The organism is Bacillus sp. 05T31, from assembly GCF_056396725.1.
In genome coordinates, this window is record NZ_JBFTMA010000079.1 from 1 (window position 1) to 11,071 (window position 11,071).

At 32.5% G+C, this 11,071-nt stretch carries 7 protein-coding genes and 3 pseudogenes; 8 read left to right on the forward strand and 2 right to left on the reverse strand.

Annotation, left to right across the window (positions count from 1 at the left end):
• The 3 genes and pseudogenes from AC1DJR_RS07740 to AC1DJR_RS07750 all read left to right on the forward strand — a co-directional run.
• A partial coding sequence (locus tag AC1DJR_RS07740; protein ID WP_477002333.1) for a winged helix-turn-helix domain-containing protein occupies positions 1-331 on the forward strand: 331 nt, incomplete at its 5' end.
• A pseudogene (locus tag AC1DJR_RS07745) lies at positions 328-1,353 on the forward strand (sensor histidine kinase); the annotation flags it as partial. The gene AC1DJR_RS07740 and the pseudogene AC1DJR_RS07745, both read left to right, overlap by 4 nt.
• 730 nt (positions 1,354-2,083) lie before the next feature.
• Positions 2,084-3,316: a glycoside hydrolase family 5 protein gene (locus tag AC1DJR_RS07750; RefSeq protein ID WP_477002334.1), complete on the forward strand. Its 1,233-nt coding sequence runs from the start codon at positions 2,084-2,086 to the stop codon at positions 3,314-3,316.
• Between the two features lie 524 nt (positions 3,317-3,840).
• Here the strand turns inward: AC1DJR_RS07750 and AC1DJR_RS07755 are convergent.
• Positions 3,841-4,293: a DUF5065 family protein gene (locus AC1DJR_RS07755; protein WP_241139186.1), complete on the reverse strand. Its 453-nt coding sequence runs from the start codon at positions 4,291-4,293 to the stop codon at positions 3,841-3,843.
• Positions 4,294-5,058: 765 nt separating this feature from the next.
• Between AC1DJR_RS07755 and AC1DJR_RS07760 the strand changes: the two genes are divergently transcribed.
• The 5 genes and pseudogenes from AC1DJR_RS07760 to AC1DJR_RS07780 all read left to right on the forward strand — a co-directional run.
• A complete protein-coding gene (locus AC1DJR_RS07760) occupies positions 5,059-7,041 on the forward strand; it encodes a methyl-accepting chemotaxis protein (RefSeq protein WP_477002337.1) in 1,983 nt (660 codons plus the stop codon).
• Between the two features lie 538 nt (positions 7,042-7,579).
• Complete coding sequence (locus AC1DJR_RS07765; RefSeq protein ID WP_002016811.1) at positions 7,580-8,041, forward strand: helix-turn-helix transcriptional regulator; 462 nt, start codon at positions 7,580-7,582, stop codon at positions 8,039-8,041.
• A 255-nt stretch (positions 8,042-8,296) separates the two neighbouring features.
• The gene (locus tag AC1DJR_RS07770; RefSeq protein ID WP_477002335.1) at positions 8,297-8,674 is read left to right on the forward strand and encodes an ammonia permease; all 378 of its coding nucleotides are present in this window, start codon (positions 8,297-8,299) and stop codon (positions 8,672-8,674) included.
• 787 nt (positions 8,675-9,461) lie between these two features.
• Positions 9,462-9,838: pseudogene (locus tag AC1DJR_RS07775) on the forward strand (hypothetical protein); the annotation flags it as partial.
• Between the two features lie 181 nt (positions 9,839-10,019).
• Positions 10,020-10,568 (forward strand): annotated as a pseudogene (locus tag AC1DJR_RS07780) (RNA-guided endonuclease TnpB family protein); the annotation flags it as partial.
• A 59-nt stretch (positions 10,569-10,627) separates the two neighbouring features.
• Here AC1DJR_RS07780 and AC1DJR_RS07785 read toward each other — a convergent pair.
• A partial coding sequence (locus tag AC1DJR_RS07785) for a DUF6037 family protein (RefSeq protein WP_477002336.1) occupies positions 10,628-11,071 on the reverse strand: 444 nt, incomplete at its 5' end.

Below are 11,071 nucleotides of genomic sequence, written 5' to 3' on the forward strand. Positions count from 1 at the left end.
GCGCAGGACGTACACGTATATAGAAGATATTGAGTTAAATATCCTAGAGCATGATGGAATTGTACTCGATCTTAACAGTTACAATGTGTCTTATAGGAATGAAACGGTTGCGCTATCTAAAAATGAATTTATTATTTTCAACCTCCTCATGCAAAATAAAGGGGCAGTCGTAAGTCGGACAAAAATAATGCGCAGCCTTTGGGCTGATGAAAGATTCGTGGACGAAAATACTTTAGCGGTTAATATTGCACGTATACGCAAAAAAATCACTGAACTCGGTAAGGAAGACTTCATTGCCACTAAGAAAGGATACGGGTATATCATTGTATGAGTTTTTTTCAATATGTAAAAGATAAACGATTCTTTTTCACACTGTACTTCATCTTGATGCTTTTTGTGTCATTAATTATGGTTGTAAACGATAACCGGAATCTTGTTATTCGAAACCTTTTATATACTCATGTTATTKGTYTCCTMTYTATAAGTCTGTATATTACTATMGGATATTATTACCGAAAGTCTTTTTATATGGAAATAAATAATCTAATAAAAAATGGGCAGAAAAATTTCCCTGTAGAAATGTTGAAACCACAAAATTATGAGCAAGCTTTATATCTCAAGATGATAAAAAGAATGAATGACAATCATGCTAAGCAGCTTAATAAGTTGCTTGAAGAGAAGGTGGATTATCAAGATTTTATTATGTCATGGATTCATGAGATAAAGCTCCCGATTGCGGCAAGCAGTCTACTTATTGAGAATAGTACGGGAAAAACAGTAGACTTTCTTACAGATAAGTTTGAAGATGAGCTAAACAAAATCGACAATTATGTAGAACAGGCTCTTTACTATTCACGAATCGATTCATTTTCTAAAGACTATTTCATTACAGATGTGCAGTTAAATCAAATCGTTAAACAAAGTGTAAAGAAATATGCAAAAATCTTCATTACGAAACGGATTCACTTTCATATGGAAGAAGCACAGCAATTTGTCCAAAGCGATAGTAAATGGCTTGCATTTATCATAGACCAGATTACAGCTAATGCTTTGAAGTATGTAAATGAAGGTGGGAAAATTTCTGTCCGCTGTGAAGAAGACAGTAGAGAAAAACGATTGCTGATTCAAGATACAGGCATTGGAAYCAAGGAAGAAGATATACACCGCGTATTTGAGAGAGGATTTACTGGTTCGACCGGAAGAACTCATGCAAAATCTACGGGAATGGGTCTGCATCTTGCACAGCAAATGGCTTTAAAATTAGGGCATGATATTTCTATTCAATCTCAAGAAGGAATATATACAAGGGTTATCATCCATTTTCCAAAAACAAGAAATTACCATCAATTCCTGTTAAATGTAGACTGGAAATACCTTATATCCCAGAGGAATATTTATAACATATATCGCCACTTGGATGGGAACATATTACGTTGACAGGTGATTATGTTTGGAACTTAAATGAAAAAGCAAACTTTAATAATCTAAGGCCATTACGAGACAAAAATTATATAAAAAATTAGTAAAGTAAGTAGCCGGTTCCTTAACGTACAGGGAACTGGCTAAAATGTGTCTAAATGAGGATTGTTTGGGACATTTAGAGCTGGAAATCCAACCCTGATACTAAAAGTTCACTTGCTTATACTTATTTGGAAATAAGGAAAATGCATTATCGTTTATAAAGGGATACTTTTATAATCATTTTTGAGGGAAATGAATAAGTTGTGATAAACCTAATTAAATAAATGATTTGAAAGTAAACTAATGATAAAAAGTTTACATTAGAACTTACAATTGAAATTTCAGCATACAATGCTATGAACATTCACAATATAACCTTGGTCGGTTAATCGCCTCAAAAAGAACATGTAGAAATTACTACATGTTCTTTTTGAGGTGATTAATTTTTAAATATTCCGTATCTTCTAGACTTTTCTTAGTGTATATATCCTTGGTCTTTTTTATGTATAAATAGACTTCCACTTTATAAACTTAAAAGGTATTTTTGGAAAATTGCCATATTCCTGTAACAAAACAAAGGTATGTTATGTGTGTAAAATATATATAGAAAGAAGGAAAAGTTGTGAAAAAAGTTTTGCCAATTGTTGCGTTATTAGGAATGATGAGTTTTGGAGTACAGGAAATGAATGTGAAAGCTGATACTTATCACAAGAGTGATTCCAAAATTAATTTTTGGGATTCCAAAAGAAAAGGTACTAATTTTATGAATAGTACTTCATTACCTGAAAACTATAAAAGTGCAAAGGAAGCTAATATTGAATATGTCCGTTTAGCACCTGATAAATGGGCGAAAGATAAAGATTTCTTATTTGAGGATAAACCAGATACTTCTGGAAAGGATTTTCTGATAGGGAATGCAGATAACTATCAGGGATTGGTAAAGGAAGATTTGGAAAAATTAAAAGCGGATTTAGATGCCGCACAATCGCAAGGAATGAAAGTCGTTCTTACAATGTTATCCTTACCTGGTGATCGATGGCGCCAATTCAATAATAATAAGAATGATGATAGAATCTGGGAAGAAGAGAAGTATCAAGAACAAGCAAGTGAATTTTGGAAGGACCTTGCTCTTGAACTAAAAGATCACCCTGCAGTGGTTGGTTACAATATTATAAATGAACCGCATCCAGAAACAGCTAAAAATAATAGATATAATGATTTTTGGACGGAAGATTACGAGAAATGGTATGAAAAAGTGAAAGGAACGACAGCGGATTTAAATAGATTTAATCAAAAGGTCATTAATTCCATTCGTGAAGTGGACCAAGAAACACCGATTATTTTAGATTCAGGTTTATATGCTACTCCGTGGGCCTTTAAATATTTAAAACCAGTAAGGGATAAAAAAACACTTTACGCATTTCATATGTATGAACCATATGAATTAACGAGCCAAGGTGAAAAACAAATCAAGGAATATCAATATCCGGGATTTGTAAAAGTAGGGGATTTAGAGAAACCTGTAATGTGGAACAAACAGGGATTAGAGAAATTTTTAAAGCCAATCCAACAATGGTCTAAGAAAAATCATGTACCATCTAATCGAATTATTGCGGAGGAGTTTGGAATTAACCGTACTGTCCCTGGTGCTACCCAATACATGCAAGACCTTATTTCTATCTTCAACCAAAAAGGTTGGCATAAATCATTTTATGCGTTCCGTGAAGACACTTGGACGGGAATGAATTATGAATTGGGAACAGAAAAAATAAAATGGGGCGAAGATGGTAAACCGATACGTCAAGATAATCCGCTCTGGGATGTGATAAAAAAGGATTTACTGTCGCATAAATAGTTTACAATGTTAGGCTCAAGGACTATATGAAAGCATTTAATTAAAATAGGATTAGATGCTTTTTGTATTGGGTTATTTTAGTGGCCATTTATTTTTTAAAGTTTGGATTAGAAAGAGACTCTGATAAAAACAACATATTAAGTGATATCAATATAATCTGTAGATAGTATTGGAAAATAGGCAATGCTAATTAAATTATTGGTTTTTGAATATAAAAAAAGTGAGAAGAATGGCTATCATTCTTCTCACTTTCAGCAATTAGGGTCGGCATATACATAAATATGCGTTTGTGTGGATTGATGGATGAAAAATCCACATAGACAGTATAACAAAATAATTAAGGCTCTTCACATGCAATATTGCATGCGAAGAGTAGGTAGATATAATAGTTAACTTATTTCAATAGTTTTTAAAAAGTAAAATGTGTTCATATTTAAAGAGTTAAACTTCAATTGAAGGTGGTTAAGACCTTAATTCATCATAGCTACATGATTAATTGCTTCTAGCTACTAAGTAGGAAAGAGTTAATTAATTTGAAAATGATTTGAGTAGGTAAATTCACCGCTATACTTAATAACTGTAATATATGTCCCTTTAGTATATACGTTTGTAATTGGTGTTCTCCAAATTTCTAACCCGTTGGGAGTGGTAATAAATTCTGGTTCAATTGTTATAAATCGTTGTAATGAGCCGTCAGGGTGAATCTTGAAAATCTTCATTTTGGCACCAACATGCTCTCTACCAAAACGTTGTGTTAAGTAAAAAGTATCTCCTGTTATTAGGTGTTCAATATTCCAGTCGGGTTGGTATGTACTATTTTCAGCTCCCTCTAATTCATTAACGGTTTTAAGTCCCCATTCATCATTAAAAAGATCAGAATATGCAGCTTCAACTTGTTTAGTTGGTGCAATCATTTCAATGCTAGTAATACCGCCTAATAATAGGCTTCCAATTAATACGACTTTACCTAGTTTCATTAAAATTCCTCCTATCAATTTTCATGAAACAATTCAATATAAAAAATGTGTCACATTGTTTCATTATCCAAAATACATATTGGTTCCTGCGGTTATATATTCTAATGCTAGTATTTTTCTATATAGATGGTAGCAAATTAAAATTCATACTAAATTATTTGTAATATATGAAGGTGCATATAATGGGAAATTCATATATTTTTTTATTTTAATATTAAAAACTCATGTATACATGTTACAATATAGTCCTCCAATTTATTGTATTCTTCTATTTAGAATTTATGGTTCAGTAATCCAACAAAACAACAAGCGGCTGTAGTAAATAGATGTATGAATGAAGTGAAGCAGTTAGAGTGGTTTAAAAAGCCATTAAGTAGAATTATCCAGGGGATATATTCACTTAGTTAAGTTTTAGAGAATTTCTTATGGTAAGGATTTCATACGATTTAATTAGGCCTAAGTTAAACCTTTTATCCAATCAAAACTAAAAACCATTTTAATAGAGTGAAGTATATATTTAATACGGTTTATTTGGAATAATTCTTATTTTTATATTTGCTTAAAATAGAAAAATAACATACTTGAAAGGGGGGATAAATAAAACTCCGCTTGTGAAAGCTAAATTGCTATCTCTGAAGATGTATGTAAAAGGATATAGTAGTAATTTCATTTCAAATGATACCATAAATAATTGTAGAAAAAGATAAAGGAGTAAACATTTAAATAAATAATATGAGTTGTAAGAATGAAAAGGAGAAGAAAATCGTGTTTAATATAAAAAAAAGATTGGAACAAATAAAGCTAAAAACGAAGTTGTCTATGGCATTTATTGCAATATTAATTATACCTAGTCTTATTGTAGGAATAACATCTTATGATGAGGCGAAAACAGATCTTAATGAAACAATTCTACAAACAGCAAAAGATAATGTAAGTATTTTAGATAAGATTGTTGATGATGAATTAGAAAACAAATATATAGATGTAACTTATTTTGCAAAATTACTCACACAAGGCAATTATAATCCTGATCAATTACAAAATGTGCAGAGTAAATTTGAACAATATATACAGTTACATCCAGAGATAGAAACAATTTATTCCGCATCCAGTAACAATCAATTTATTCATGCGCCTGTTGGAGACATACCAGAAGGATTTAATCCGTTAGAAAGTAGTTGGTATAAGGATGCAGAAAAAGCGAATGGAGAAATTATTGTTTCATCTCCGTATAAATCAAAAGCTACAGGAAATATGGTAATAGCGATTGCCAAACAAAATGCAGATAAAAGTGGTGTCATTGGTATGGACTTAAATATTGATGATATCGTAAAAACATCTAAAATGATAAAGATAGGAAAGCAAGGTTTTGTAGCTATAGTGGGTCAAGATAAAACTATAGTTGTTCATCCAACATTAAAACCTGGTGAAAAATTAGATAAATCTTTAGCAGATGAACTTTATAAGAAAGAAGATGGAGAGATTACGTATAGCCTCAATGGTGAGGACCGAAACATAAGCTTTAAGACAAATAAAAAAACAGGTTGGAAAATAGCTGGTGTAATGCCTACGAAAGAAATTGAAGAAGCTACCAATCCTATTTTTTATAAAACATTTGCTATAATAGGAGCTTCTTTATTATTAGGTGGAATTATCATTTTCTTCATTCTTAGATCTATTATTAATCCACTAAGACAATTAGTTATTTCAGCTCAAAGAATTAGTCGAGGAGATTTAACGGAGAAAATTGATATTCGTTCAAAGGATGAACTTGGTCAATTGGGTGATAGTTTCAATGCAATGGCAGAGTCTTTACGCAATATTATTTCACAAATTAACACATCTGCAGGACATGTAGCAGCTTCTTCTGAGGAACTAACTGCTAGTGTAGAGCAAGCAAGTGTTGCAACAGAACAAATTACAAAAGAAATGGAAGAAATCTCACATAGTGCAGAAGTTCAAAATAATGAAGTTGAGTCTGGAGCTAAATTAATAGGTGAGGTAACACGAAATATTCAATGTGTAGCTGATAATGCTTCTGAAGTATCGACCTCATCTTTATACACAAAACAAAAAGCAAATGAGGGGGAACAATTAGTAGAACAAACTGTAACACAAATGCAGTCTATACATAATTCTGTTTCCCAATCCGATAATGTAATTAAATTATTAGATAAGAAATCGCAGCAAATAGGCACTATATTAGAAGCGATTCAAAATATTGCTGAACAAACAAATCTACTAGCACTAAATGCGGCGATTGAGGCGGCTAGGGCAGGAGAACAGGGACGTGGATTTGCAATTGTTGCGGATGAAGTTGGGAAATTAGCGGAACAATCAGGACAATCTTCAATGGAAATTGGAAAATTAATTAAGGAAATACAATTAGATGTACATGAGACTGTTAAAGCTATGAATGAAGTAGGAATAGAAGTACAGTCGGGAATTAAGGTAGCGAATGATACAAAACAAAGTTTTTATGAGATTTCAAATTCAGCGAATGATATCGTTTCCAAAATACATGGTATGGTGGACCTATCAAATAAGATGACATCTGATGCAATGCAAGTCGATACATCTATTAATCAAATAGCAGTAGCTGTAAAAGAGAACACCACAAGTATGCAAACTATAGCTGGTTCATCCGAAGAACAACATGCTTCCATGGAAGAGATAAATTCTTCAGCAATTCAATTAGCACAAATGGCCGAAGAACTTCAAGATTTAATTGGAGGATTTAAGGTATAAGTTCAGATTATAGGAAAGAATAACAGGAAGTATGTTAAAGAGTGTTAGTTGAAAATCTTTTAAAATAGCAAATAAATATAATATGTATTTTTTATAGAAATTGCACATGCAGATCAACTACTTTAAATGGTAGCTGATCTTTTTTTGTTGGAATGCAAAACAAAAAGGAATGAAAATCAAGAGGGAGTTGTGTTAAAAAAATTAAATATTAGGTGTTGCTTGTTTTGTACTAAGAGTACGCAACGTGGGAAAGATGCTGCATGTTTTACAGGAAGGGTACGCAATATGAAAAAGGTGTTGCAACACAAACATCTGCGTACTTCCACTCACTCCTAAACGCTTATACACTTCATTAGCGGTATATAAAATCTCCGTATCTGACATAGCACCATGACACCTCCTATAAGGGAATTATACCTTTCATAATCAATCGCCGAATTTCGTCCGAGGCCTAGGGAAAAATCAAGTTGAAAAAGGATTAATAAAAGTGTAAAATTACACTAAATAATACATAAGTTACTTTTGGGGAGGGAAAAAGATGAATAAGGAGCTTATAATCGAACTCATTTCAACGAAAATAAAGTTAATTCGTACTGAAAAGGGGTATACGCAAGATAAAATGGCTGAAGTTCTCGGCATTTCAAAGAAAACACTCGTTCAAATCGAAAAGGGGAGATCTAATGCAGGCTGGACCAATACCGTGGCTATTTGTGCATTATTTAGGGGGAGTGAGGTTTTACAGTCCGCTTTGGGAGATGATCCATTAGTAGTAATCGAAACAATGGCCCACAAAAGTATTAACAACTCCAAAGAAAAAACATTGGGAGGAAAATTATGGTGGAAAAAAATTCAAGAAAAAGGGGACTTTCGCTTACAGCAAAATCTGATTAGTCAGCATTATCGTATTTTAGACGAACATGATTACCGTTGGTTTAGTTCGTTTGATAGAGAAGAAGCGCTAGATCAACTATTTAAATTAACCATAAATTCTGAAAAATAAATAATTTATTTATTGGGGCTAAAAAGAAGTGTAATACATAAATGAAAACTATCTTACTAATGTTGTTGACCCTGACCTTATTATTAGGAGGTGCTTATTTTATCCCCAATACTATATCGACGGGATGGCGGCTTAAGCCTTTTTCAGCTTCTTAACTATTGGTAGTTGTGATTTTGTTGAACTTGATTCCTCAGTTCCTCTCTCTATATATAAATAGAGTTAAAATAAAACTTATCAACTTGAAGGAGATTATATATGTACATCTTGAGCTTACTTTATATTTTATTTACGCCTATTCTTTGTTCATGCGTTTTTTTTGGTGGGATTTTTTTAATAATTACAGGGGTTAAATATCGTAAATTACTCGCGAGTGTAATGGGATTACTTAGCCTTTCCTTTATCGTTCTACCTTATGTTGATTGGGGTCTGGGGATTGGTGGAGATATAATTCCTCCTATTCCACCCCTGCTATACTGGACTCTATTCTCTTTAACTGGGTTGTTAGCAGCATTCAATGGTCTACAAGCAAAAATTAAAAGCATACGCAATATGGGATTTATTATTTTTACTACTGGAATATTAGGGGTTTTTTTCTATTATTTAATGTCTGTACAAGATTCCTTTTATATCTAATAGTTATTTTGGCTGCGAAAACTCAATCAGTGTTTTTCAGTCTATAAAACTATATTATTAATAAGTAAAGGAATCTATTTATAATGAACCTAATAAAACAGATGTTAAAAAGTTATACATTTTTATCTTTAGCAATCGGTTTATTACTTTGTTATTTTCGTATTAGTGGACTAGATCCTCAAGGACTCGTTTTTTTCGTTTTCGGATTGGACCATATATTAAATAATTTAATATATGCTGAACCTTTTAGAGATATGGTGTTTAACCATCATATATACGCATTTCGTATATTGACAGCTCTCATATATGGTATTTTCTTTGATTGTCTAAGATATTTGATACAAAGGTATTTAACACCAAAGTATGCATTATTTTTTAAATATTTGAAATTCAGTACTTTGATACTCGTGTTAATTAGTATACTAGTACTCTTGTTGATTGGTATACTCGTCAATTTGTCTCTCCCAATCATTGATGTTGGCTTATAATAATTTACAATAGAGCCACAATTAGTATCTTAATAAAAATAGAACAGCACAACGCAATGCTGTTCTATTTTTCATTTTAACAATAATGCACTAAAAATCCCCAAACCATCCATGCTATCTATCCCGAAAGGTACACCATAATGCAAATGTGTTACGTGTTTTGCAATAAGATGCACAATTCAGAAAAAACAGTTGAATAACTGGTGATTTTTACATACTTTTGAAACTCTATTTAGAAAGGTATAAGTGATTAGCAGCAATTGATATAATTGTATTAGAAGCAATTAGGAGGATTATTAGTGGAAAAGTTAAAAGTACTATTTCAAAACACTTTATATATAGCTTACCCTCTATTTACTGGAGTTGAGGGAATTGAAAGAGTTTTAAATAAATGGCARCAMTTCTATCAAGATGTAGAAAGAGATCTACAGAGGATTTACAACTCAACTTATTCGTCACAGACTTTCGAAAGATTAGTGAAATGGGTTTCTAAAAAGGAAGCTTTAGGATTAGCTGCGATAGACATCCTTCCCAAATTAGATAATTATTAAGGAAGAAATTTTTGAATGTCTAAAAGACGATTTATATATGGAATTTGGAATTAAACTGCCTGTTTTCGCAAAAGAATTACCTTTAGATTCAGAGGCTAAGTGCAGGGTTTATGTACCATTTATCATTTTAGCCAAGAAGACTCCTTCCTCAAGGAACGTGAAGGGCCACAGCCCAGTGAGTAGTTGGGAGATGAATTGTTCGAAAGGTAGTAAAGTGTTACTGGACAATTTACCAGAATCACTTTACTACCTTTCGAATGTACGTTTGGTTTATAATAGACATATATCGAAATTGAGGTGAAACTTATGATTATCAATAAAGCATTTAAATTTCGTATATATCCAAATAAAGCACAAACGACTCTAATCAATAAAACGATTGGTTGTTCTCATTTTGTATTCAATCATTTCCTATATCTATGGGATAATGCATACAAAGARACAGGRAAAGGTTTGACATATGGTACATGCTCTGCCAAACTTCCTGCCATGAAGAAAGAGTTTGTTTGGCTMAAAGAAGTGGATAGTATTGCKATTCAGTCGTCTGTTCGCAACCTTGCGGATGCTTATACACGTTTTTTCAAAAAACAAAACAGTKCCCCRCGTTTCAAATCTAAGAARAACAWYGTACAATCTTACACCACAAARCAAACAAATGAAAAYATTGCCGTTGTAGGAAMCAAAATTAAAYTGCCAAAACTAGGTCTTGTTCGATTTGCCAAAAGTCGTGAAGTAAAGGGACGTATTTTAAATGCTACAGTTAGACGGAACCCTTCTGGTAGATACTTTGCGTCGTTATTAGTTGAAACAGAAGTGCAAGAACTTCCGTCTTACATTGGAATGGATGTAGGGGTGCTTTTTCGTGTTATGACAAGCTAATTTAAGATAGGACGGATAGTTACAAGCGCTGGGTGTTATTTGCTACTATTTTGGCTCCAGTTAAATAGGATGGTGCCGTCTTCTTCATTTTTATTAGGATCTGTTGAAAAATTGAAGCTAACATGTATCTCGGTTTTTAATTTTTCATATAGTGTAGGGCGTAAAATTCTCGCTTTATTATCATTATATGGACTGCGTTTTCCATATTCACCATTTGATTTAATTGAATTTCGTTTCACGCTGTAGCAGTAAATTTTATTTGGATCATCTTTATCACTTTCACTTAGTGAGGCTATCATGGCCACTTTTAAATCTGCTGCTTTGTCCGTACTTACTTTCTTGGGAATAAAATTTGAGAATTGTTGGTAAAATGATTGAATTGCATCTCCGACATTGGTTCCAAAAGGGATACCAAAATAAGTTCTCAATGTCTTTGCATCTATTAAAAAGGTAACCGCATTTGCTGGAGTAATTAATTT